Genomic DNA, 23,105 nt, shown 5'->3' with positions numbered 1-23,105 from the left:
TTCTAACTATATTGATTCATAAATTGCTGTACAACAGCATCTGTATTCTCGTGGCGTTTTTTTCTTTCTAAAACAATTGGTGGGGCAACTCTTTCTAAGCAATCTTTGACAGCGCAAGTCTCACAAGTTACACCAACAATTCGTTTCACCAAAGGTTTTCCGTCGATGAATTTGAATTTCTTTTTCATGGCTGGATTGATCAAAATTCCAACAGAAATACTTCGGATGGTATCATGCAAGAAAGGATCTTTTGTAGCCGATGAAAAAACCAGATATTCGTTTCCGCTATTCGCATAACTCGATATTTGTGCATCAAAAAAATGAGATTTGTTTTGTCTGATCGCTTCGTCAATTGTTTTTATCGAAACCCATCTTCTGCAATAATGTTCGTTGGTTTCATTAGCGTGCGGTTCCTGCTGATGTGTAATGTGCAACTCTTTATTGATCTGGTAAAAATCAGAATTGATTTTATGTGATAATCTTAAAAAGAACAAGTTTTTTAGCTGAAAATCTTTTGGTAATAAATTGGTCAATCGCTGATAAAACGATTCTGGCGAAACTTCAAAGCTTTCAATTAATTGAACAAATTCTTCGGGTTTTGGATTTTCATTTTCCAAAAAAGAATTGATTTTCTCGACAACCAATTTTCTCGGCAATAATAAAGCGCCGGCAAAATAAGAAGCATAAAAGTTGTGCAAAACCTGATCGAAATTTTCAAACTTAATCCAGCTGAAAGTCAGTAATCGATCGGATATTTTTAGATAATTATAAGCTATTTCTTTGGCTAAAATAAATGCTTTCTGCGGAGAATCTAATTCGGTTGAAAGCAATAAAGTTTTACTTTTTGGAACATAAATCGAGCGCAAATCGCCCAAAGCTTCCTGATCTGTAAAAGCGATTTCTTTAATGTTGTATTCGTATTCCTCTTTTAAAATCGCTTCCAATTCTTCAACGCTGATTTTAGAATCCAGATTAATTTGAAACGACTTTGAAAATGCAATTACTTTTTCTTCTAAGTCCTCAAAATAATTACTGTGCGCTTCCTGATACGAACGCAAAGCGGCTAAAAAGAAACTTTCGCGGCTTAAATTATAGTGTTGCGCGATTTCGATTATTGTACTAATAAACGCATTGACTTTTGCTGGAGCATTGGCAATAATATCAATTAAATCCGCTTCCTGGATCCCGAAAAGCTCGAGCGGAATCTCTTTTAAAATTCCTGATTTCAAGATTTCGCCAATAGGAGCGAGGTTGTTGTCGAGTTTTAAAGACACCATTTGGTCGTAATTCACATCCAAATGCTCACAGAGAAGCAGAATTTTATCTGTTTTTGGATATTTTTTTCCCTTTTCAATTTCGTTCAAGTACGATTTTGAAAGATTGGTCAGTTTGGCTAAGCCAAAAAGAGACAAGTTTTTTTGCGTACGAACTTGTTTCATTTTTAGCCCAAAAATCAGCTTTATATAGTCTTTTTCGATATCCATAATCCAAATGTAAGTAATCTAAAAATAATCGCCAAAAAAATATTTTTAAAATTTAGCGAACGTTCGCTTGTTTTGTAAAAAACTTTTTTATAACATTGTATCGTTGAAACTTGTTAATTATGAATTAGTTATGATTGAGTTGTTTTGATACGATGAAAAGGATTAAATAGAAAATCTGTTTAGTCAAATTAAAAATTAAAATCTGCAGCTATGAAAAACCAATTAGAGATTACTGAAATGGCTATAGAATTCCTAGCCGACAAAAAGCTTGCTTATCCAAAAATCTGGACAGAAGAAGCGACTACGTTTATTATCGAATTGCACAGAAAATTCGAATCGCAAAGAAAATTATTGCTTTTACAGAGAGAACAGAAACAAGTCACTTTTGATCAGGGAATCATGCCCGTTTTTACTCCTGAAACAAAAAGCATCAGAGAAAGTAATTGGACAGCTGGAGAAATTCCTAAGGATTTACTGGATCGAAGAGTAGAAATTACTGGTCCAGTTGACCGTAAAATGATTATCAATGCTTTGAATTCTGGCGCCAAAACGTTTATGGCTGATTTTGAAGACAGTACTTCGCCAACTTGGCAAAACCTTATGGATGGGCAAGTGAATTTAATTGATGCAGTAAAAAAAACAATTACGTTTACTGATTTGGTTAAACAGAAATCGTATCACTTGAATGAAAAAACTGCAACGTTAATTGTTCGCCCAAGAGGTTTGCATTTGCCAGAAAAGCATGTTTTAATTGAAGGAAAAGAAGTTTCGGGTTCTTTGGTAGATTTTGGACTGTATGTTTTTCATAATCATAAACGACTTTTAGAAAATAATTCTGGACCCTATTTCTACATTCCGAAATTAGAACATTATCTGGAAGCGCGCTGGTGGAATAATGTAATTGATTTTACTGAGGATTATTTGAAACTGAAAAGAGGAACGATAAAAGTGACGGTTTTAATTGAAACCATAACGGCAAGTTTTCAGCTGGATGAAATTATTCACGAATTGAAAGAGCATATTGTTGGCTTGAATTGTGGACGTTGGGATTATATTTTCTCATACATCAAGAAGTTTAGAAAAAATCCAAAATTCATTGTTCCAGATCGCGATCAGGTAAATATGACTTCGCCTTTTATGAATGCCTATTCAAATCTGGTAATTCAGAGATGTCATAAAAGAGGAATTCATGCGATTGGCGGAATGGCAGCACAGATTCCGATTCGAAACAATGAAGAAGCCAATGCAGTTGCTTTCGCAAAAGTAAAAACCGACAAAGAGCGTGAAGTTCGAAATGGTCATGACGGAACTTGGGTAGCGCATCCCGATTTGGTTGCGGTTGCAAAAGAGATTTTTGATAAAGGAATGCCAACTCCAAATCAGATTCATATAAAAAGAGAACATCGAAAAATTACAGAAGCCGATTTGATTGAACCACCAATTGGAATCATCACTGAAAATGGTGTTCGAAAAAATATCAATGTTGGAGTTTTGTATTTGGCTTCCTGGCTGAACGGACAAGGCGCTGCCGCATTGCATAATTTGATGGAAGATGCCGCAACGGCCGAAATTTCAAGATCGCAATTGTGGCAATGGCTTCAGAATAAAGTGCTTTTGGATAACGGCCGAAAATTAGATTTGGCTTATTATCATGAATTAGCTTTAGATGAATTCAGTAAAATCAAAGAGGAATTAGGCGAAGAAAATCATGAAAAACAACAATTTCCATTGGCTGAAAAAGTATTGGAAAGATTAGTTGTAAACTCTGATTTCGTTGATTTCTTGACGATTCCGTGTTACAAATATTTATGATTTATTTAAACACATAGAAACATAGATTTTAGATTTTAATTAAAAGATAAAAGAAAAAAACTAGTTTTTCACACATAGCTATGTTTGTTGAAACAAGTGAAACGCCTTTAACCACAAAGGATAACTATGTTTCTATGTGTTTAAAAAAATAAGTCCAGTGAAAACTGAGCATTTTTAACTGTAAACTGAACACTATATACTTACGAACCACTTTAACTAAACTATATTATGAAAACAACAGAAGACAGAATTCAGGAATTGATTAACGATTGGATTACAAACCCGAGATGGAAAGGTGTTGAGCGTCCTTACACCGCAAGCGAAGTAGTAACGCTTCAGGGGTCTTATAAAATTGAGCATTCTATTGCGAAAATGGGTGCAGAAAAATTATGGCGAAAGTTAAAAAGTCAGGATTATGTTGCGGGTTTGGGGGCGTTGACTGGAAATCAGGCAATTCAGGAAGTCGATGCGGGTTTAGAAGCGATTTATTTAAGTGGATGGCAGGTTGCTGCTGATGCAAATCTGGCGGGAGAAATGTATCCAGATCAGTCGCTTTATCCTGTAAACAGCGTTCCAATGGTGGTAAAAAAGATCAACAATGCTTTATTGCGTGCCGATCAAATTCAAACAGTAAATAATATTGAAGATAAAAAAGATTATTTAGTTCCAATTGTAGCTGATGCTGAAGCAGGTTTTGGAGGAAACTTAAATGCTTTCGAATTGATGAAATCTATGATTGAAGCGGGAGCTTCTGGAGTTCATTTTGAAGATCAGCTGAGTTCTGCTAAAAAGTGTGGACACCTTGGTGGAAAGGTTTTGGTGCCAACTCAGGAAGCGATCAATAAACTAATTGCAGCACGACTGGCTTCAGATGTTATGGGCGTTTCAACTTTAATTGTGGCAAGAACAGATGCTGATGCAGCTAATTTATTAACGAGCGATGCAGATCCAAGAGACAGAAAGTTTTTAACGGGTGAGAAAACGCCTGAAGGTTTCTTTTATGTAAATAACGGGATAGAGCAGGGAATTGCAAGAGGTTTGAGCTACGCGCCTTATGCAGATTTAATTTGGATGGAAACCAGTAATCCCGATTTGGATTATGCAAGAAAATTTGCAAAAGCAATGAAAAAAGAATTTCCAGATAAAATGCTGGCTTACAATTGCTCACCGTCTTTCAATTGGGCAGCAAAATTATCAGTAGCCGAAATGGAAACATTCAGAGAAGATTTGGCAGCAATGGGATATAGTTTCCAGTTCATCACTTTAGCAGGATTCCACGCTTTAAATACGAGTATGTTCGAATTGTCAAGAGCTTATAAAGAGCGAGGAATGGCAGGATATTCTGAATTGCAGGAACGCGAATTCGCTTTACAGAAAAACGGATTCAGAGCGGTAAAACATCAGGCTTTTGTGGGAACTTCGTATTTCGATGCCGTTCAGAACACAGTAATGTTAGGAAAATCAGCAATAACCGCAATGGAACATTCTACAGAGGTTGAGCAATTTTAATTCTTTTTTTTACCATTAAGATATTAAGAAAGTTAAGCTTTATATCCTTAAAAATAAGGAAGATTAAGTCTAGCTTAATGAATCTTAATATCTTAATGGTTTAATTTTACTTTTTCAAAAGTCTTGCTTTCATTTTGCTGAAGAATTCTGGTGTTACACCAATAAAAGAAGCGATTTGTTTTTGAGGAACTTTGTGAACCAATGTTCCGTATTTTTTTGTGAATTTTTCGAAACGTTCTTCCGCAGGTAAACTCAAATTGTCCATTAATCGCTGTTGATTCGCAACTAATGAATTCTCAATTAAAATTCTGAAAAAACGTTCCAGTTTCGGAATTTCAAGATACAATTGTTCTTGATTTTCTTTTGATAAAGAAACGACTTCTGCTTCTTCCAAAACTTCAATAAAAAGCTGACCTGGTTTCTGTGAAAAAAAGCTGTACATATCGCTCATCCACCAGCCTTCGCAGGCAAACGATAAAACATGTTCAACAATATTGTCGTTGATATTGAAACTTCTTAAAATACCTGAATTTACAAAATACGAATGTTTGCAGACTTCGCCGGCGTTTAATAAAAGCGTTTTGGCTTTGTAAGTGTTCGTTTCTAGTTTAGATAAAAAAAGCGCCTGTTCTTCTGGTGTCAGAGAAACGTGTTTGGCAATGTTTTCGAGAATTAATGCCATTATTTTTTATCGTCGATTAAAGTAAATGAAGTTGCTTTAAATCTATCTCCTTTAATTTCTCCTGTAACTAATGCTTTACTGATTGCATTGCAAAAACCTTTTTCAGCGTGAGCATCTCCGTGATCGTGAATTGTAGTTCCGTCCACGAAATAGCTTTTTCCGTCAATGCGAACGGCTAAATCACAGCTTTTACCTTTCATTCCAAATTGACATTCTCCGCAAGAAGCTTCAACGATTGTTGGTTTGTCAAATTTCTTTTTGTCTTGTGCCTGTACTGCGATTCCAATAAAAAGGAAAGTCGCTAAAAGTATATTTTTCATTTTCTAAGAGTTTACAGTTATTAATTTTGCCGTTTCTTTGGCACGCTCTATTACTTCGTTAATTGGAGTTGAAAGCGTATCGTGGCTTAAAACAACTCCCATTCTTCGATATGGTCTAGAAGTTGGTTTTCCGAAAATCCTGAAATCAGTTTTAGGTAAAGCTGCTACTTTTTCGATTCCGCTAAAAGTTGGATTTGCAGAATCTTCAGATGCTAAAATTACGGCGCTTGCTCCAGCTTTTTCTAAAGTAATTTCAAAAATCGGAAGACTTAAAATCGCTCTCAAATGCAGTTCAAATTCGTTGAAATTCTGTGTTCCTGCTAAAGTTACCATTCCAGTATCATGCGGACGTGGAGAAAGTTCAGAGAAATAAACGCCTTCATTGGTCAGGAAAAACTCAACGCCAAAAAGTCCTGCACCGCCAAGCGCTTCGGTGATTTTTTCGGCCATATCCTGAGCCTCGTATAAATCCTTTTCTGATACCAAAGCCGGTTGCCAGCTTTCTTGGTAATCACCTCTTTCTTGTCTGTGGCCAATTGGAGCACAAAATAAAGTCGGGTTGTTATTTTGAGTAATCGTTAAAAGGGTAATTTCTGAATGGAAATCTACAAAAGCTTCTACAATAACTTCAATAACATCGCCACGCGAACCTGCAACAGCATATTGCCATGCTTTCTCGATATCACTTTCTGTTTTGATTGTCGATTGTCCTTTTCCTGACGAAGACATTAATGGTTTTACAACACATGGAATTCCAACTTCCTGAACGGCTTTTTGCAGTTCTTCGGCTGATGTTGCGTATTGATATTTTGCTGTTCGTAATCCCAATTCTATTGCTGCTAAATCACGAATTGCTTTACGATTCATGGTAAAGTTTGCCGCTTTCGCTGAAGGAACAACGGTGATTCCTTGTTTTTCGTAATCGTAAAAACGTTCGGTGCGTATAGCTTCTATCTCGGGAACGATAAAATCGGGTTGGTGTTTGGCTACGATTCGGTCAAGTGCGTCACCGTCAAGCATGTTGATGACTTCAAATCCGTGCGCAACCTGCATGGCTGGTGCGTTTTCGTAACTGTCAACTGCAATTATGGTTTGTCCGATTCGTTGTGCGGCAATGACAAATTCTTTGCCTAATTCGCCTGAACCTAGGAGTAGTATTTTCATTTTGGAGTGTTGTATTGTTTGAGTAGTAAAAGTAGGGAAAAAGCTTTTTTTAACCGCAAAGTTCTCGCGCTGATTTTGCAAATTAATTTAACCGCAAAGAGCGCAAAGAATTACGCGAAGAACGCAAGGTCAAGTTTTTAAGTAAAAGAAAAGGTTCGCAAAGATATTTTAAAATCTTTGCGAACCTTGCGTAAACTTTGCGTCCTTTGCGGTTAAACTTTTTTAGTGAAAATGATCTTCTTCAATCTCAAATTCAGCATCTTTTTCCCAGATTTCCATTTCGCATGGTTTGCAGTTGAATTTTAGTTTGTATTCAAGCTCGCCTTGTTTTAAAACCAAAGGTTCTTTTACTTTAACACCCACTATATCTTTTTGGTGAATTGGGCATTTTTTTAACTCGTATTTGATGCAATATTTGGTTGTCATTACACGAGATTTTCCTGGATCCCATTGTAATTCGAAAGCTTTTTCAATTTCGGTTACACCGTGACGTTCGTAGAATTTACGAGCGGTTTTGTTCGAAACATTGTACATGAAATCCAGTTTGGTTTCTGGATACGGATGTGACGTTTTTACCAATTGATGTTCTTCGCGAACGTAATTTGCCAAACGAATTTCTGATAATTGTTCGAAAACATTTCTTCTCATTTCGTTGATTTTTGAAATAGGAAGGAACCAGTTTTCAGTGAACATTACATTGATTTCATCAGCGCTGTAAGGCGTAAAACCTGTTTTGGCTAATTGAACTTTTATGTTTTCTTCGATTGATTCGCCTGTTTTCGTTTGTTCTTTCGGGTGCTCTAATTTTACTGTACTTACATTTCCATCTTCGTCGGTTGCAATTAATTCAAAACCGTTTTCGTTTTCTGTAAGCAATAAAGTTGTTCCGATTTTACGAATTGCACTGTCTTCTCTTTCAACAATTTTGATGAAAGCAGCGTCGTTATTTCTATAAATGAAAGTTCCGTCTTTAATTTCTTTCAGAACGTTTGGGTATACTTTTCCGTTTTCGGCTTTGTTTACGTAGATTCCGTCAGCTTCATTATTTTCGTTGATAAAGCAAAGTCCGTCACCGTTGTTCAATAATTCGCCGTTTTCGATTTCGTAAGCGTTTCCAATAGTTCTAATTAATTTACCAATATATTGTCCTTTTGATTTTGGGCTTTCCCAAGAACCAATAGAACTGTGTCTTTCGTTTACGAAATAATCGGTATAACCACGGTTGAAAGTTCTGCTTAAAGTAGAATCAAAAGTATACGTGCATTTTCCTGAAGAGGCTTTAATGTATTTATCGCTTCCTTCTAAATAGCTGTCTAGTTTTTGACGTAAATAAGATACGTTATTTTTAACATAAGCAACGTCTTTTAATCTTCCTTCGATTTTGAAAGAAACGATTCCAGCTTCAATCAAATTCGGAATCTGATCTGAAACATCTAAATCTTTAATCGAAAGCAAGTGACTGTTTCTGATTAAAGTATCTCCGTTTCCATCGATTAGGTTATAAGGTAAACGGCAGTTTTGCGCGCAAGAACCACGATTGGCGCTACGTTCTCCGTTGGCCACACTCATATAACAGTTTCCGCTAAAAGAAACACATAAAGCTCCGGTTACGAAAAACTCTAGTTCAACATCAGCGTGGTCGTATATTGTTTTAATTTGATGCAAGTTTAATTCACGTGCTAAAACAACACGTTTGATTCCGGCATCTTTTAGGAATTTAATTTTATCTGCGTCACGATTATTGGCTTGTGTACTGGCGTGAAGTACGATAGGAGGCAAGTCCATTTCCATAATCGCCATATCCTGAATGATCAGGGCGTCGACACCAATATCGTATAATTCCCAAATCATAGCGCGACAAGTTTCTAATTCATTGTCGTATAAAATGGTATTCATAACCACAAAAACCTGTGCGTTAAATAAGTGTGCGTATTTTACCAATTCTGCCACATCTTCAATAGAATTGTTGGCGTTAGAACGTGCACCAAACTGTGGCGCACCAATATATACAGCATCAGCGCCACTGTTTATGGCGGCGATTCCTCCAATTAAATCTCTAGCAGGAGCTAATATTTCGATTTTCTTCTTCATTTCTAAAACTTTAGACTTTTGTGGTATTCCCGAAAAAAAGTGTGCAAAGGTCTAATAAATTATTCGAGTTTGCTAGTGATGAAGCGATTTTTTTGAAATTGTTAACTAAATATGGAATGATGATAATTAGAACTCTCTTAATTGTAGTATTAATGGAATAAAGAACTAATCCCAGCTGCAATTATCATGAAAATGAATATTATTATAAAAAAAGTATCTGATTTATTACTATGTTTTATTGTCGGTGTTTTTCTTCCTATATCTGAAAATTTGTAAGCAAATCTAATTCCAAAAATTAGAATAATTATTCCTATAATTTTTCCCATGAACTGATTTTGATATTCACAAAGATGAATGTTTTTTTTTTAGGATTTATAAGAGTATTTTTTTTTTTTCTTCTTTTGCATCAAGAATTTCTATTAAAAAAACAAAAAAACCGCCCAATCCGAAGACCGAGCGGTTTTCAAAAAAAAAAGCATGAATCGTTTAGCTTGCTCTCATTTTAATTTGCGATAAAGTATTTTGGATACTATTTAATTGTTTAGAAACAATGTAGATCTGATCGTGCTCTAAATGATTTTCTTCTAGTGCTTTTTTGTATTTTTCAACAGCAGCTTCTTCACCTGTAATACAAGCGTTTATAATGGCTTCTGTGTCGCCGCCAGTAAATGCCGATTTAATATCGATCCAAACTCGGTGTAAAGCTCCTAGTGGTCCTCCTCCTGAGTTGTCTGTAGATTTTCCTAGTTTATTGATTTGATTTTGTAGTTCTACAATAAATAAAGCGCGTTCGCGGGCATATTCAAGGAAATCAGTTTTCATTGCAGGATTCTCTATATGTTCAGCTGCATCTGTATATCCTAATTTTCCGTCTTCAAGGATTGAAATTAATCCTTCTAAAGTTTTAACTGCTTCTTGTGTGGTTTCATCTGTATGTATCATGACTAATAGTTTTTAAATTAATACATTACAAAGATGGGGACTTCTAGAATGGAATGTTTTACAGGATTACATTTGGGGTTTTATAATATTGTGGAATGGGAATTTTGTAATATATTTTTTAATTAAGATTGGTCAAATCTATTTTAAAAGATGAATCATCTAATATTTGTTTAGAATTAAAGCTTTTTTGAATCAATGGGAGTAATCCATTTCCGCAATGATGATAATATTGATCTTTATGATTTAATGAGATATTAATTTTAATTTTATCTATAAGTTTAAAGTTTTGTTTTAAATTTTTTACAGGAAAATTATCTCTATCTATGACTAATATGGTTGCACTGTAAACTTCATCATTGTCTTTAAAAATCAAAAAACTAGGTTCTTCACTTTTAACAAATGCGTCAACTTCATAATAAAAAATCTGTTTGTCTTTTAAATCTTCCAATTTTGGTTCTGTAGATTTGTTATAGTTAAGTAAACCAATTAAATTTTGTCCGTAGATATTTTTTAATTCCGCAAGAACTATAAATGAATAGAAAATTGAGTTATAAGAAAAGGTCCATATTTGACCAGTTTCGAAAAGAGGTTGTTGTATTTTTTTTCGGATTTTTGGTTTTGTTTTTCTAATAGAAATTTTCTTTAAAAACTTTTGTAACTCTTTTTCCCGTTGTTGTATAAATGATTGGTCAAAACCTAAATCTTTGCAAATTTCAAGATCTTTTTTATTGCTAATTAATTCATCTATATGTTTATTTATTTCAAGATCTTCTTGCTGACACTCCCAAAAAGCTTTTGCTAATGCAAGCCAGAAAAGATGCTCCGTTCGTGGAAGAGTATATTCTAATCTAAGTTTTTCTTTTATTTCTAGAGGTTCGTTTTCTAAATTATACAAATTAAAAAACTCATCATAAATATCCAAAAAAGTATCATCATCTTCAATTTTAGCAGACCAGGTTCCCATAATTTTATTTTTTTTTACGGCACAAAAATATAAATAAAAACTTACATTTGTTTTGTTTGCAAAAAAAACAGCTTAAAGTATAAAAGTGATGAAACTTTTGAACCTTAAGCCGTTTTTATAAAAACTTAGAATATTGTTATGCAGTCAAAGCTTCTTTGATTCTGCGTAAAGCTTCTTTTAAAATGTCGTTGCTTGTTGCGTAAGAGAAACGAATACAGTTTGGATTTCCGAAAGCGTCTCCTGTTACTGTAGCAACGTTTGCCTCAGCTAAAAGATACATCGAAACATCGTTTGCATCTTTGATTTCAGTTCCTTTTAAAGTTTTTCCGAAGAAAGAAGAAACGTCTGGGAATACATAAAATGCACCTTCCGGAACGTTGATTTTTACTCCTGGAATTTCTTTTAATAATCCAACCACTAAATCTCTACGACCGTGGAAAGCTTGAACCATTTCGTTTAATACGCTTGGATCAGCATCTACGGCTGTAATGGTAGCTCTTTGTGCTACAGAATTTGCACCAGAAGTTACTTGTCCTTGAATTTTAGTACACGCTTTTGCGATAAATTCAGGAGCTCCGATGTACCCAATTCTGTATCCTGTCATTGCAAATGCTTTTGCAACTCCGTTTACAGTAATTGTTTTTTCGAACATTCCCGGAATTGAACCGATACTGCAGAAAGTTCCTGAGAAATTGATATGCTCATAGATTTCATCTGCAACTACGTAAATATTTGGGTGTTTTTCTAAAACTTTTGCCAATGCTGTTAATTCTTCTCTGCTGTAAACAGATCCAGAAGGATTACATGGAGAAGAAAACCACATCATTTTTGTTTTTGGTGTGATTGCAGCTTCTAATTGCTCTGGAGTAATTTTGAAATCAGTATCTACTGATGTTGGAACTTCAACAGGAACTCCTCCAGAAAGTTTTACGATTTCGAAATAAGAAACCCAGTATGGAGCTGGTAAAATAACTTCGTCTCCATCGTTTAACATTACTTGTGCAATGTTGTATAAAGATTGTTTTGCTCCTGTAGAAACTACGATTTGTGATGGTTTATAATCTAAATCGTTGTCTCTTTTGAATTTTCTGCAAATTGCCTCTCTCAATTCAAGGTAACCTTCTACTGGAGAATAAGTGCTATAATTTTCGTTTACTGCTTTTATTACTGCTTCTTTAATAAAGTCTGGCGTATTGAAATCTGGCTCACCTAAACTTAAGCTGATAATGTCTTTTCCTTGTGCTTTTAATTCTCTTGCCAAAGCGGCCATTGCTAATGTCTGCGAAGTTGCAAGATTGTTGATTCTGTCCGAAAGAATATGATTCATTATAAAAATTTTGAATGTCCTTAATTGGCGTAGCAAAATTAAGGAAGGTTAATTATTAATAGATTTTTTTTAGTTTAAACAGATAATTCAGGTTTCATTCCCAAATCACGTAAATGTTTGAAGTGAGCTACAATAGCACTTCCCATTGTTTTGTATTCGTAATAGGGTAAATTACATTCTTTGGCAGTTTCCTTTACAATTTTTGCAATTTTACCATAGTGAATGTGACTAATATTCGGGAAAATATGATGTTCGATTTGATGATTTAATCCACCTGTATACCAGTTTACGATTGCATTTTTTGGTGCAAAATTAGTTGTAGTATACAATTGGTGAACAGCCCAGGTGTTGTCCATTTCTCCCAATTCATTTGGAGAAGGATTTGTAGTATGATCTACAACGTGTGCTAACTGAAATACAATACTTAAAATTAATCCGGCAGTATAATGCATTACGAAAAATCCAAGAAGAACTTTCCACCACGTAATTCCAATTACCATTGGCAAAACGATCCAAATAGAGATATAAATAACTTTAGTAATAATTAGGGTTGTCCAAAGAATTTTTGGGCTTTTTGGTTCACCGTAAGACAATTTTCTTTTCAGATAATTTCTCATCTGCTTAAAATCAGTAGTGATGGCCCAATTAAAAGTTAATAAACCATACAAGAAAACAGAATAGTAATGCTGAAAACGGTGAAAACTATGCCATTCTGCATGTTCCGTAAAACGGATAATTCTTCCTGCATCCAGATCTTCGTCGTGACCAGGGATATTGGTGTAAGTATGATGCAAGACATTGTGCTGTACCTGCCAGTTGTAAACATTTCCGGCAAGAACATAAATTGTTCCTCCCATAAATTTATTAATCCAGCTTTTAGTCGAATAAGAACCGTGATTACCATCGTGCATTACGTTCATTCCAACACCAGCCATTCCAATACCAATTACGATAGATAAAAGCAGCATTACCCAAAACGGCATGTCAAGTGTAAGAATTAAAAAGTATGGAGTTAAAAAAACTGCAAATAGAATAACGGCTTTTAAGTGTAATTTCCAGTTTCCGGTTTTTTTGATATTGTTTTCTTTGAAGTAATTGTTTACCCGAGAGTTAAGCGTTCTGAAGAACTTCAAATTGTCTTGCCTTGCAAAAGTTGGAGCCGTGTTATTCATAATTGTTTTAAATAGATTTCAAAGGTAATTATTATAAATTCTCAATTTGCAAAATTGAGTTAAATATTTCAATCGTAAAGTAGTACTTTTGTTAAAAATTTACAGCAATGGATGAGATATTGAAATATTTTCCCAATTTGACCGATCTTCAAATCGAACAGTTTCAAAAATTAGACTTATTATATCACGATTGGAATGAAAAAATCAACGTCATTTCGCGCAAAGACATTGATTCTTTATACACAAAACATATTTTGCATTCGTTAGGAATTGCTAAGATTATGAAATTTGAGCCTGGAGCGACAGTTTTAGATGTTGGAACTGGGGGTGGTTTTCCGGGCATTCCGTTAGCGATTCTATTTCCTGAAACTCGTTTTTATTTGATTGATGTGATTGCCAAAAAAATAAAAGTAGTGCAGGGAGTTGTAGATGCGTTAGAATTAAAGAACGTTAAAGCGGAACAAAAACGTGCCGAATTGGTAAAAGGTGATTTCGATTTTATCGTTAGCCGTGCAGTGACCAATATGCCAGATTTTGTTTCTTGGATTAAAGATAAAATCAAAAAGCAACACAAGCATCTTTTAAAAAATGGAATCCTATATTTAAAAGGTGGCGATTTAACAGAAGAATTAAAAGATTTTCCGAATGCCACTTTGTATGATTTAGCAGCAATATTTGAGGATGAGTTTTTTGAAACTAAAAAAGTGGTTCATCTTCCTTTAAAATTTAAGCCTTAGTTTGATATAAAAAAAAACCGGAAAGAATTTCTTTCCGGTTTTTGAATTAATAGGCCTAACTAAGATGCTTTTTTAGAAAAATCTAAGAAAGGATTTGCTTTTATATTTAAATTATCAATGAAATTATGAATTGAGTTTTCAGAAGCTTCAATGGTGTATTGAAATTCTGAATCAAAGAAAAATTCTCTGGAAATTACAGATTCGTTTGAAGAATCGTAAACAGCTTCATCGCTTTCATCTAATTCATCGTTTTTGTATGGATTAGGATGTGAGTGAATTAACTTTATAATGGTTTGACTAAACCACTTGTCAAATTTTTTCTTTTTAGGCGTAATATGGCGTGCAAGAAGAACCAGTCCAATAAGTTCGCTTTGTAAAAAGTAAGAACCTTTTCTGTATCTAACATCAATCATTCTAACATTCATTAAGGCAATCCATAATGCACCATTTACTGAACCTGAAGCAGATATTTCAAAATCGGTATCAAATAATAAAGGGTTTGTTTGTTCGCGATTATTAATGGAACACCAAAGTGCTTCAATACGTTTTTGTGTATCGGTTGTTGCTTGAGTATACCCTGTAAAACGCCAATAGATCCATTCTAACAATGCAGCAGTTAAACCAATTGACCCCTTGTGATTAATTTGCATAAGAGTGTCTTCAAGGTTAATATTTTCTTCTGATGGATCTAAAAGTTCGTTTATTTTTCTTTTTGTCCATTTGTAATCTATTGGATGTCCAATACTTTTTGATTCCATAATAATCTTAGGAACATTGTTTAGATTTCTCATTCTTATATTGTTTATTTTATTAAATCTTTTAATATCAATTAAGATTGAAGCAAATTTATAAGGATGATTTTTTTTTGACTGGAACAAAAAGTTTTTAAAGTATTAAAATAAGGCAAATAAGTTTTTTAAAGTGCTGATTTTTAAATAAATAAGAAAAGTATTACAAAAAATACAATATACAGAAGGAGATGCGTTTTTATATAATTCTAATTGCAAAAGCAAAAGCGGGAATTTCAAATGAAATTCCCGCTTTTTTATAATCTAAACTCTAAAATCAGATTAACCTAAGAATGGATATCTGTAATCTTCAGGAGTTACAAAAGTTTCTTTGATAGTTCTTGGAGAAGCCCAACGCAATAAGTTTAATGCAGAACCTGCTTTATCGTTAGTTCCAGAAGCTCTTGCTCCACCAAATGGTTGCATACCTACAACAGCTCCAGTTGGTTTGTCATTAATATAGAAGTTACCAGCTGAGTTTTGTAATTTAGTAGTTGCTACTTCAATTGCATAACGATCTTGGCTGAAAACAGCTCCTGTTAAAGCGTACTCAGAAGTAGTATCTACTAATTCAAGAGTTTCTTCCCATTTAGCATCTTCGTAAACATAAATCGTGATAACTGGTCCAAACAACTCAGTTTCCATTGTAGTATATTTAGGGTTTGTCGTTACAATAACTGTTGGCTCAATAAAGTATCCTACAGATTTATCGTAATTTCCTCCAACGATGATTTCAGCGTCAGCATCTTTTTTTGCTTGGTCAATATAGCTAGCTAATTTGTCAAAAGAACCTTCGTGAATAACTGCTGTAATGAAGTTTCCAAAATCTTCTGGAGAACCCATTTTCATAGATTTTACATCAGTAATTAATTGCTCTTTTACGGCTGGCCATAAACTTTGCGGAACATAAGCTCTAGAAGCTGCAGAACATTTTTGTCCTTGGAATTCAAAAGCTCCACGAGTAATTCCTGTAGCTACTTGTTTTACGTTTGCACTTGGGTGAGCAATGATAAAATCTTTACCTCCAGTTTCACCAACAATTCTTGGATACGTTTTATAGTTATTGATGTTTGCTCCAATTTTACCCCAAATATCTTTAAATACGTGAGTTGAACCAGTAAAGTGTACTCCAGCAAACTCACGACTTGCTAAAACTGTATCGGTAATCATTAAAGCATCTCCGAAAACTACGTTGATAACTCCGTCTGGAACTCCAGCTTCTTTGAAAACATCGATGATAACTTTTGCAGAGAATACTTGGCTATCACTTGGTTTCCAAACCACAACGTTACCCATCATAGCAGCACTTGCAGGAAGATTTGCGGCAATAGCAGTAAAGTTAAAAGGAGTAATAGCGTAAACAAAACCTTCTAATGGTCTGTATTCTACGCGATTCCAAACAGTAGAATCTGATTTTGGCTGATCGTTGTAGATTTGAGTCATAAACTCAACATTGTAACGTAAGAAGTCGATTAATTCACAAGATGCATCAATTTCTGCTTGGTGAATATTTTTAGATTGACCAATCATTGTAGCAGCGTTAATACGAGCTCTGTATGGTCCTGCGATAAGTTCAGCAGCTTTTAAGAAAATAGCAGCACGTTGTTCCCATGCCATGTTAGCCCATGCTTTTCTTGCTTCAAGTGCATTAGCAATTGCTTTTTCAATATGTTGTTTTTCAGCTAAATGGTATTTCCCAACAACGTGTTTGTGGTCGTGTGGAGCTGTAATGTTTCTTGTATTTCCAGTTCTAATTTCTTCGTTTCCAATATATAAAGGAACGTCAATTTGAGAATTCCACATTGTGGTATAAGCAGCCTGAACAGCAGCTTTTTCTGGTGAGTTTGGTGCGTAGCTCTTTACAGGCTCGTTTACCGCTTTTGGTACATGAAAAAATCCTTTAAGCATGTTATTTAAAATTTGTGAATTAGACAATTTAAAGTTAGACGATTTGTTTTGTTACGAATAATCTAACGCTGCACAAAAGTACAAAGGATAAATTAATAAATTGTCAATTTTATGATTAAGATAACGATAAAAGCTATAGATGTAAACTATATCTTAATTTAATGCAAAAGGAGCGCACATTCTAAAAGTAGGGACAATTACTTTGAATGTTTTTGTGGTAGTAAAATTGATCATATTGAAATGACCTTTCATTGCACCGTAAGGAGACGATAATAAACAGCCAGAGCTATAAGTGTGGTTTTCGCCAGGTTTTAGAACTGGTTTTTTACCAATTACACCTTCACCATCTACAACTTCTAAATCATTTAAAGAGTCAAAAATTTCCCAATGGCGAGAAGTTAATTGTACCGAATCTTTACTATGATTTTCGATGGTAACTACGTAGCTAAAAGCAAAATGAATCTTGTAGTTTTTGAAGTATGTACCTTCAAAACTAGTCAAAACAGATATTTTTATGCCTCGTGTAATTTGAGAAACCATACTAACGCCGTATATATGTGAGTGTTATAGAGGCAAAGCTACGAAAAAAAATCGTTTAAACTAAAACCTTAACATTGTTTTAATTGACTATATTGATAGAGTTTGCATTTCCCTTTCCGATTACACGCTGATAACGGTCTGTTGCCTCTTTGTAATAAACCAGCACGGTGTACTCGTTTTCAGTCTGATAAAAGTTTCCGTCAATAGCATTTTCAAAGTCAATAGCCCCTTTTTTATCTGCAACTGTATATTGAAAATTAGTAAAACCTTGTTTGATCATAATAGCTTTTTCAAAAACTCCTTTGTCAGTATTGTAATCCATTTTGTATTCTGGTGAAAGGCTGTAATTGTTGAACATTCCAGTAATATAAATGTCTTTGTTCATTCTAAAAGCAGGAGCAGAAAGAGTAAAATAAACCCAAGCATAATCGGCTTCAATGTCGTTGTTAGAACCGTTGATGTTCTTAACTACAAAATTTCCGTTTACATCTTCATAATTCGTATAAATCTGATTTCCTCTTGCGGCATTGGTATACAAAAACGCATTGTAAATATCATTGTTCGAACCTATTTTGGCAACATTATTATTGGCTGCTCGAATGTCTTTGTTTTCAAAATACAAAAACTCATTTCCGCCCCAAAACTGCGTTTCTTTATCGTATTTATAAACCAGCTGATTGCCAATGGTATATTGAGGAACGATGTTTTTTATCTCGGTATGAAAATTGCCATTTTGAAGTAAAAGCACTTTTACATTTTGTAATGGAGTCTGAAAAACAATATCGTTAGATAAAATGGCAAAATCAAGATTCTGCTTGTACTCAATATTGCTGAGGTTGCGACTTCTTTTTACTTGAACTCCAACTGTACAATGGTTTTCATACAAGATGAATTTTCTAGAGAAAATAACTTCTTTGTCTTCATTTAGAATTCGGAGCATATAATTGCCCGAAAGTTTCAGAAGCTGTGTAAATTGATTCGGAAAAGAAAGTCTGTAATGTGTATAAACCTGCAGTGTATTAAAAGAATTTGAAAAATCGGTAATTCTCTGATTATCCATTCCAACAACATAGTCTGTTTTTGGAATATTTGTTGGAAACCAATTGTAATCACAATGAATAACTTCAAAATAATAATTGGCTTCATTACCAAATAAATCATCAAATTGAAAAGTAAATGCAGAGCCTAATTCGAAAATAGGAGGGACATTGCTGCCATTCTGGATAAACGAAACCGTTTTAATATTATACGGTGGGTCGATTTCTTTTTCTTGAGCTTTCGCTAAAGTGAAAATAAAAAGAAAAATAAAGCTTGTATATAAAAATTTTGGCATCTTAAAACATTGTAAGATTGTAAATATAACAATTTTATATAACGAAAAAGATGCCATTCTATTGGATTTAACGATTATGAACCCAAAATATATTCTAAGTTGCCTTCGATCTCATCATTAATATAACTTTCTTCTAAAAGAGAATCAGATAATAGTTTTTTGTTTTCTTGGAGTTTGATGATTTTTTCCTCAACGGTGTTTTTAGAAATAAAACGAATCACGTTTACTTTATTCATTTGTCCAATTCTATGTGCACGTCCAACGCCTTGTTTTTCTGCGAAAGGATTCCACCAAGGATCCAAGAATAATACATAAGAAGCTTTTGTAATATTCAAACCAACTCCACCAGCTTTTAGCGAAATAAAGAATAACAACGGGCTTTCTTTTTCCTGAAATAATTTTACTTGCTGTTCTCTTTTATCGGCAGGCGTTTCACCTGTAATTTCGCAAAAATCAATTTTGTTTTCTTTACACCAATCGGTATAAAAACTTAAATTGGTAACAAACGAACTGAAAATAATCGCTTTCTGTTTTCCTTTTACTAAACTTTCTAAATAATTGGTTACTGCAATATATTTCCCAGAATCAATTTCAGAATCTGCATCGACCATTTTTGGGTGATTACTCAATTGTCTTAACTTCATCAAAGTATTGATAATGCTGATTTTGTCTGGAGATCCATCGGTTTTAAGAAGGAAATTACGAGCTTTAGATTTTTCTTTTTCGTATAATTTTTCCTGTTCAGGATCCATGTCACAGTAATAAATCTGCTCTGTTAATTCTGGTAAATCTTTTAAAACCTGTTCTTTAGTTCGTCGCAAAATATAAGGTTGAATCAAATTTTTTAATTCTGCTAAAACTTCTTCATTCTGTTTTTTCTCAATCGGATTTTTGAAATTTTCCATAAAGAAAGCATAGCTTCCTAAAATTTCTGGATTGATAAACTGCATTTGCGACCATAAATCGTCAAGCGAATTTTCGATCGGTGTTCCACTTAAAGCAATTTTATGTCCCGTACTGATTTTATTTATGGCTTTAAAAATCTTAGAATTTTTGTTTTTAATGTATTGGCTTTCGTCCAAAATCAAATAACGGAAATCGTATTTTTCTAAAATAGAAATATCTCGGTGAATGATACTGTAACTTGTAAAAATCAAATCGGTTGAATTGATTCTGCTTGCTAAAGATTTTCGGTCATTCCCCACATATTGCATTTTCGAAAAGTGAGGCGTAAACTTTCCAGCTTCATTAAACCAGTTAAAAACCAGCGAAGAAGGTAGGACGATCAAAGCTTTAAGCGGTTCTCTTTCGATCGTGGTTTCGTTGGCAAACAAATCAAAATTGGTGGTTTTAGTGGTAAAGCCTAATTGCTCTTGCACCGAAACCAAAACAGATAAGGTTTGCAACGTCTTTCCAAGTCCCATATCATCAGCTAAACACGCGCCCATATTGGAATTAAAATGTCCTAAAAGCCATTTTACGCCATCAATTTGATAGGGTCTTAAACTTGCTTTTATTAAGTCTGAAGCTGTAAATTCGGCTTGGTGAATTTGATCTAAATCATTATCAATTTCTGAAATTCCGTCCAAAGCCGTAAAATTACTTTTTCGTAAAAGTAAAATACCATTTTCTGTTTTAGCTAATTTTGCCAAAGAACCATATTTGCTAAACCATTCTAATGGAATCAAGAAATAGTTTCCGTCAGGTAATGCAAAAAGTCTTTCTTTGCTTTTTATATTCGGAATAATTTCGCTGAAATTGATTTTATAATTTCCAACGGTAATAATTATTTTAATATCAAACCAATCTCCAGTTGTTTCTTTTGAAGCAAAAATAGTATGATTTTCTGTAATGATTTCTTTGCTTTCCAGTTTTAGATTTTCAATAGTAAAACCTAAATTTTTCAGTTTCTCTTTGTTATCAATAATCAGCTGAATGTTGATATATGGATCTGTATTTTCAGTTTCTGAATTTAATCCAAATAATTCGTTTTTGATTTTGGTTAAACCAATTTCATTTAATTTATCGATATATAAATTTTCTTCAGGATTTCTTTTAAACTGAATTATCTTAGGTTCATTAGCAACGCTGAAATCTACAAAAGAATGTGACTTTTTGGCTTTGCTTCCGTCAAATGAATAGCCGTTATAATCAAAATAAAGATTGAGATAATAACAGTTTTTGAAGAAATCATGAATAGGCTGAATCGTGCACGAAATAATTTTATCACGAAGCTCGATCTCAAAACCAGTTGCTTCAATATCTATTTTCTTTGCAATCTGCGGAATAAAACTCTTGAAATAATCATCAACTAATTTGGATGGAATTTCAATAGATTTTTTCTTTAAAAAAGGCATTAATTTTTTTGAATTAAGCTCTTTTATTTGTCCTAATTTTTTATTGATAATCAGCCAGCCTGGTTCATCTAAAAGAATATCAACTTTGCTGTCCATTGGAGGAAAAATAGTTTCATTTTCTTTTAAAGATAACGTGTAAGTGATTCCTTCGGCATGTTTATCAAATTGAATCTGAGGTTCAAAATCAAGTGGCTCAATGCTGATTCTAGATCGGTAGAAATCTTTTTCTGGTCCGAGGTTTAGAGACAGCGGAAATTGTTCTTTTACAATTAAATCGTAAAACGAACTTAAATTGAATTTTAAATGCTGGCGAATGGCGAATTCAATTTTTGAATCTTTCTGTAGATCAGCAATTGTTTTGGCTGATTTAATTTTGGCTCCGAATTTTTTAAAAATAAATTCAGGTTTAAGAGAGTCGCAAGCGGTTAATATTCTTTTTGAATTGGAATCTAAATTGTCAAAAATGATTCCGAAACTTTCAAGTACATCTGGACTTGCTTTTTTATCTAAGTATTTGATTTCGCTAGTATTCTCAACAATGTACGCGGTTGGAATATAGACATTCAGATTTTTTTCCAAACTGATGTCAAAACAGAACTGAAATGATTTTGTAGGTTCCAAGATTTAGAGATTTGGTTAGGCTTATATTTGGGAATTGGGCAAAAAAATAAAGAGTTTTCAAATCTAAATATTTTGAAAACTCTTTATTAAATGAACTTATATGGTGAAAAATTAGTTTTCCTGTTTAAAGCAAAGTGGAATAATTTCGCCTTTGGCTAAACAGTATTTCTCAACCAATTCTGGTGCAATTTTATTTGTATAATCTTCTTCGATAACAATAAATCCAATGCTTCTTAATTTATTGAAATAATCGCGTCCGTAAACACGTACGTGATCATATTGTCCAAAGATTTTTGCGCGTTCTTTCTGGTCTGTAATCGAATCATCAGCAAAAGTAACTTCGCGAGATAAATCCTGAGGAATCTGTAAAATTGCCATTCCGCCTGGTTTTAAAACACGGTATAATTCCTGCATTGCTTTTGTGTCGTCTGGAATGTGCTCTAAAACGTGATTGCATAAAATAACGTCATATTCGTTATCCTTAAAAGGTAAATTACAGATGTCTGCTTTTACATCGGCCAATGGCGAAAGTAAGTCAGTTGTCGTATAATCTAAGTTTTTTTGCTTGCGAAATCTTTTGTAAAAAGCTTGTTCTGGAGCAAAATGCAACACTTTTTTTGGTGCTGTAAAAAAATCAGTCTGATCATTTAAATACAGCCAAAGCAAACGGTGTCTTTCTAAAGAAAGTGTACTTGGTGAAAGCACATTATTACGCTGTTTTCCGTATCCGTAAGGCAAAAACGATTTAAAGCTTTTTCCGTCAATTGGATCTGTAAATTTATCTCCTTTTAAAGAGAAAGCTAAAATTGGACGCGCCACATAACTTAAACGAATTAATATTGGGCGCGGGATTGTATTTAAAACTAATTTGAAAAGTTTTTTCATGGGGTTATTTCGCAGAGTTACACAAAGTTTGCACAGAGCTTCACAAAGTGTTTATAAATCTTTTTATATTGTTTTTTAATATTTTTGAATCAAAATTAATAAGCAATCCTAATGGATAATTTCCTAATTTTAGGTAGGTTAATATTTGAGCAAAATGGACATCTGTAAAAGCCTCAACAGTTTTTAATTCGATGACAATTTTATTTTCAATCAGCAAATCTATTCTATATCCGTGATCTAATTTTATGTCTTTATAAATTATCGGTAAAGCTTTTTGTTTTTCAACAATTAAACCTGAATTCATAATTTCATAATACAAACATTCTTGATAAGCAGATTCTAATAAACCTGGACCAAGCTGTCTATGAACTTCAATTGCTAAACCAATAATTTTATAAGAAATAGCATCCAGTTCATCCTGTGAGACTAAATTTTGAGAATACATTTTAAAGGCGTATAAAAAATTTTT

Annotated in this window: 19 protein-coding genes; 3 read left to right on the top strand and 16 right to left on the bottom strand. The window is 33.7% G+C overall.

Going from position 1 to position 23,105, the window contains the following annotated elements:
- Nucleotides 1–2: 2 nt before the first annotated feature.
- On the bottom strand, nt 3–1,484 hold the full coding sequence (locus tag NCC77_RS01440) for a helix-turn-helix domain-containing protein (protein WP_250834055.1): 1,482 nt from the start codon (nt 1,482–1,484) through the stop codon (nt 3–5).
- Nucleotides 1,485–1,694: 210 nt separating this feature from the next.
- Between NCC77_RS01440 and aceB the strand changes: the two genes are divergently transcribed.
- Nucleotides 1,695–3,296 (top strand): malate synthase A, encoded by a 1,602-nt coding sequence (aceB, locus tag NCC77_RS01435; protein ID WP_250834054.1) that lies wholly within the window; start codon nt 1,695–1,697, stop codon nt 3,294–3,296.
- A 228-nt stretch (nt 3,297–3,524) separates the two neighbouring features.
- Entirely contained in the window at nt 3,525–4,805 is a 1,281-nt protein-coding gene (aceA, locus tag NCC77_RS01430; protein ID WP_250834053.1) for an isocitrate lyase, read from the top strand.
- Between the two features lie 106 nt (nt 4,806–4,911).
- On the opposite strand, the gene NCC77_RS01425 is transcribed toward aceA, so the two are convergent.
- From NCC77_RS01425 to NCC77_RS01390, 8 genes are all read right to left on the bottom strand, one after another.
- Entirely contained in the window at nt 4,912–5,487 is a 576-nt protein-coding gene (locus NCC77_RS01425; RefSeq protein WP_073407828.1) for a Crp/Fnr family transcriptional regulator, read from the bottom strand.
- On the bottom strand, nt 5,487–5,807 hold the full coding sequence (locus tag NCC77_RS01420) for a DUF6370 family protein (RefSeq protein ID WP_250834052.1): 321 nt from the start codon (nt 5,805–5,807) through the stop codon (nt 5,487–5,489). Before NCC77_RS01420 ends, NCC77_RS01425 begins: the two co-directional genes overlap by 1 nt.
- A gap of 3 nt (nt 5,808–5,810) precedes the next feature.
- Entirely contained in the window at nt 5,811–6,971 is a 1,161-nt protein-coding gene (gene purT, locus NCC77_RS01415) for a formate-dependent phosphoribosylglycinamide formyltransferase (protein WP_250834051.1), read from the bottom strand.
- A 222-nt stretch (nt 6,972–7,193) separates the two neighbouring features.
- The gene (locus tag NCC77_RS01410) at nt 7,194–9,062 is read right to left on the bottom strand and encodes a peptidase U32 family protein (RefSeq protein ID WP_250834050.1); all 1,869 of its coding nucleotides are present in this window, start codon (nt 9,060–9,062) and stop codon (nt 7,194–7,196) included.
- 486 nt (nt 9,063–9,548) lie between these two features.
- Nucleotides 9,549–10,004, bottom strand: a complete 456-nt coding sequence (locus tag NCC77_RS01405; RefSeq protein ID WP_250834049.1) for a ferritin-like domain-containing protein — start codon at nt 10,002–10,004, stop codon at nt 9,549–9,551.
- Nucleotides 10,005–10,122: 118 nt separating this feature from the next.
- Nucleotides 10,123–10,968 (bottom strand): hypothetical protein, encoded by an 846-nt coding sequence (locus NCC77_RS01400; RefSeq protein WP_250834048.1) that lies wholly within the window; start codon nt 10,966–10,968, stop codon nt 10,123–10,125.
- Nucleotides 10,969–11,104: 136 nt separating this feature from the next.
- Nucleotides 11,105–12,295 carry a pyridoxal phosphate-dependent aminotransferase gene (locus tag NCC77_RS01395; RefSeq protein WP_250834047.1) on the bottom strand — a complete coding sequence of 397 codons (1,191 nt, stop codon included), beginning with the start codon at nt 12,293–12,295 and terminating at the stop codon, nt 11,105–11,107.
- Nucleotides 12,296–12,369: 74 nt separating this feature from the next.
- Nucleotides 12,370–13,467, bottom strand: coding sequence for a fatty acid desaturase family protein (locus NCC77_RS01390; protein ID WP_095928544.1), 1,098 nt, complete (start codon nt 13,465–13,467; stop codon nt 12,370–12,372).
- Between the two features lie 107 nt (nt 13,468–13,574).
- Here NCC77_RS01390 and rsmG point away from each other — a divergent pair, with 107 nt between their 5' ends.
- Nucleotides 13,575–14,204: a 16S rRNA (guanine(527)-N(7))-methyltransferase RsmG gene (gene rsmG, locus NCC77_RS01385; RefSeq protein WP_250834046.1), complete on the top strand. Its 630-nt coding sequence runs from the start codon at nt 13,575–13,577 to the stop codon at nt 14,202–14,204.
- Between the two features lie 59 nt (nt 14,205–14,263).
- Here the strand turns inward: rsmG and NCC77_RS01380 are convergent, their stop codons facing one another.
- The 7 genes from NCC77_RS01380 to NCC77_RS01350 all read right to left on the bottom strand — a co-directional run bounded on the left by NCC77_RS01380 (nt 14,264) and on the right by NCC77_RS01350 (nt 23,081).
- Nucleotides 14,264–14,995 (bottom strand): hypothetical protein, encoded by a 732-nt coding sequence (locus NCC77_RS01380; protein ID WP_250834045.1) that lies wholly within the window; start codon nt 14,993–14,995, stop codon nt 14,264–14,266.
- A gap of 279 nt (nt 14,996–15,274) precedes the next feature.
- Nucleotides 15,275–16,900, bottom strand: a complete 1,626-nt coding sequence (gene pruA / locus NCC77_RS01375; protein WP_250834044.1) for an L-glutamate gamma-semialdehyde dehydrogenase — start codon at nt 16,898–16,900, stop codon at nt 15,275–15,277.
- A 153-nt stretch (nt 16,901–17,053) separates the two neighbouring features.
- The gene (apaG, locus tag NCC77_RS01370; RefSeq protein ID WP_008467225.1) at nt 17,054–17,440 is read right to left on the bottom strand and encodes a Co2+/Mg2+ efflux protein ApaG; all 387 of its coding nucleotides are present in this window, start codon (nt 17,438–17,440) and stop codon (nt 17,054–17,056) included.
- A gap of 79 nt (nt 17,441–17,519) precedes the next feature.
- Nucleotides 17,520–18,773 (bottom strand): type IX secretion system plug protein, encoded by a 1,254-nt coding sequence (locus tag NCC77_RS01365; protein ID WP_250834043.1) that lies wholly within the window; start codon nt 18,771–18,773, stop codon nt 17,520–17,522.
- 74 nt (nt 18,774–18,847) lie between these two features.
- A complete protein-coding gene (locus tag NCC77_RS01360; RefSeq protein WP_250834042.1) occupies nt 18,848–21,751 on the bottom strand; it encodes a DEAD/DEAH box helicase in 2,904 nt (967 codons plus the stop codon).
- 111 nt (nt 21,752–21,862) lie between these two features.
- On the bottom strand, nt 21,863–22,636 hold the full coding sequence (locus NCC77_RS01355) for a class I SAM-dependent methyltransferase (RefSeq protein ID WP_250834041.1): 774 nt from the start codon (nt 22,634–22,636) through the stop codon (nt 21,863–21,865).
- Between the two features lie 40 nt (nt 22,637–22,676).
- Nucleotides 22,677–23,081 (bottom strand): GxxExxY protein, encoded by a 405-nt coding sequence (locus tag NCC77_RS01350; protein WP_250834040.1) that lies wholly within the window; start codon nt 23,079–23,081, stop codon nt 22,677–22,679.
- Nucleotides 23,082–23,105 lie beyond the last annotated feature (24 nt).

It is taken from the genome of Flavobacterium tyrosinilyticum (genome assembly GCF_023656565.1).
GTDB lineage: Bacteria > Bacteroidota > Bacteroidia > Flavobacteriales > Flavobacteriaceae > Flavobacterium > Flavobacterium tyrosinilyticum.
Note: the sequence above shows the minus strand (reverse complement) of the source record. Positions and strands in the feature narration are given on the sequence as shown.

Bases quoted from the DNA above. Each gene is read 5' to 3' on its own strand.
- pruA (WP_250834044.1), bottom strand. From the start codon at position 16,900: ATGCTTAAAGGATTTTTTCATGTACCAAAAGCGGTAAACGAGCCTGTA.
- NCC77_RS01410 (WP_250834050.1), bottom strand. From the start codon at position 9,062: ATGAAGAAGAAAATCGAAATATTAGCTCCTGCTAGAGATTTAATTGGA.
- NCC77_RS01400 (WP_250834048.1), bottom strand. From the start codon at position 10,968: ATGGGAACCTGGTCTGCTAAAATTGAAGATGATGATACTTTTTTGGAT.
- apaG (WP_008467225.1), bottom strand. From the start codon at position 17,440: ATGGTTTCTCAAATTACACGAGGCATAAAAATATCTGTTTTGACTAGT.
- rsmG (WP_250834046.1), top strand. From the start codon at position 13,575: ATGGATGAGATATTGAAATATTTTCCCAATTTGACCGATCTTCAAATC.
- NCC77_RS01350 (WP_250834040.1), bottom strand. From the start codon at position 23,081: ATGTATTCTCAAAATTTAGTCTCACAGGATGAACTGGATGCTATTTCT.
- NCC77_RS01395 (WP_250834047.1), bottom strand. From the start codon at position 12,295: ATGAATCATATTCTTTCGGACAGAATCAACAATCTTGCAACTTCGCAG.
- NCC77_RS01365 (WP_250834043.1), bottom strand. From the start codon at position 18,773: ATGCCAAAATTTTTATATACAAGCTTTATTTTTCTTTTTATTTTCACT.
- aceA (WP_250834053.1), top strand. From the start codon at position 3,525: ATGAAAACAACAGAAGACAGAATTCAGGAATTGATTAACGATTGGATT.
- NCC77_RS01440 (WP_250834055.1), bottom strand. From the start codon at position 1,484: ATGGATATCGAAAAAGACTATATAAAGCTGATTTTTGGGCTAAAAATG.
- NCC77_RS01355 (WP_250834041.1), bottom strand. From the start codon at position 22,636: ATGAAAAAACTTTTCAAATTAGTTTTAAATACAATCCCGCGCCCAATA.
- NCC77_RS01405 (WP_250834049.1), bottom strand. From the start codon at position 10,004: ATGATACATACAGATGAAACCACACAAGAAGCAGTTAAAACTTTAGAA.
- NCC77_RS01380 (WP_250834045.1), bottom strand. From the start codon at position 14,995: ATGAGAAATCTAAACAATGTTCCTAAGATTATTATGGAATCAAAAAGT.
- aceB (WP_250834054.1), top strand. From the start codon at position 1,695: ATGAAAAACCAATTAGAGATTACTGAAATGGCTATAGAATTCCTAGCC.
- purT (WP_250834051.1), bottom strand. From the start codon at position 6,971: ATGAAAATACTACTCCTAGGTTCAGGCGAATTAGGCAAAGAATTTGTC.
- NCC77_RS01425 (WP_073407828.1), bottom strand. From the start codon at position 5,487: ATGGCATTAATTCTCGAAAACATTGCCAAACACGTTTCTCTGACACCA.
- NCC77_RS01420 (WP_250834052.1), bottom strand. From the start codon at position 5,807: ATGAAAAATATACTTTTAGCGACTTTCCTTTTTATTGGAATCGCAGTA.
- NCC77_RS01390 (WP_095928544.1), bottom strand. From the start codon at position 13,467: ATGAATAACACGGCTCCAACTTTTGCAAGGCAAGACAATTTGAAGTTC.